Source organism: Kitasatospora nipponensis, from assembly GCF_039528135.1.
Classification (GTDB): domain Bacteria; phylum Actinomycetota; class Actinomycetes; order Streptomycetales; family Streptomycetaceae; genus Kitasatospora; species Kitasatospora nipponensis.
In genome coordinates this window covers 1-1,035 of sequence record NZ_BAAALF010000518.1, presented here as the reverse complement: position 1 = coordinate 1,035, position 1,035 = coordinate 1, and the positions used below count along the sequence as shown (strand labels likewise).

Here is a 1,035-nt window from a genome sequence, read left to right as displayed (position 1 = left end):
TTCAGGGCCGCTCGCCTCCAAGAGCTTTCTCACCGCTGGCACGTTGCGCATCTTCACTGGCCGCCGAAAATTGAGCAGGACCTCAATAGCAGGATGACTTCTCTCTGCAATAATAAGGCGGCCAGATCCAGAACGCCCCTCGTAGGGTAGGGCTGAAATGCTGCTCATCAGCAGATGGTTTTCACTGCCAAACCAGAATCCCGCACAATTCATAGCCGATCGAAGCAGAGCTTCAGTCGCACTACGGACAATCTCATCGGTACTGGCTCCCGTTACCAGCAATCCTGAACCGGCATCTGGGAGATGTAGCGAGCGTGTGGCACGTCTGATCACTTCATTGATGACCGCATGCACCAAGGACCGTTGAATTGCGAACCTGTCACGCTCTTCCGTGAAAATCTTCGGTACCCGATCAAGGGTGCCCCCGTCGACACTGACGACAATGTGCACATCGTAGTCTCCGACCCGGATCGATCCACCGGAAAAGATACTCCTTCCGCCCTCAGTCGGAATTGTCGAAAACGCCTCTTCAAGCGCTTTGGCTCGCATCCTGTCGCGCAGCTCCTGGTGACGCAGATTATGAGATCGCGCATCGCTGTAATGCATACGTCGATCTGAGTGGCCCGCATAGAGCTCTGCCTCTCGTTCGCGTACACCTTCTAAGTCAGCCGGAGAGTACAGGCCATCTTCGGGCTCGATGCAGATGCTGAACTCATGCTCGCCGGAAACCTGAAAGCCAACCAAGATGACCTTGGGGTCGCCAGCAAAACCGATAGCCTCCAGCGCTGACTGCATCGCGACTTCGGTCGAGATTCGAAAATGCGACTGATAGCCCCACATGAACTGCCTGATAAAGTGCCCGCTCACCAGTATTCACCAACTCGTATTAGAAGGTCTGCGTATGCTCTGCTGCACAATAATCAAGGAAAGCGGTCGTCCTGTCAGCCGGACTCTGCGGAGCCTTGGTCCGCAGTCTGAGCTTCAGCAAAGGTTCCATAGTTCGTCGAGCGGTCGATCAAGCTTAGGTCCATGTCG

At 54.9% G+C, this 1,035-nt stretch carries 1 protein-coding gene; it reads right to left on the bottom strand.

The window, feature by feature from the left end; all coding sequences use genetic code 11:
* The coding region (locus tag ABD323_RS41600; protein ID WP_344447282.1) for a hypothetical protein at window positions 1-840 on the bottom strand (840 nt) is incomplete at its 3' end.
* Between the last annotated feature and the right edge of the window lie 195 nt (window positions 841-1,035).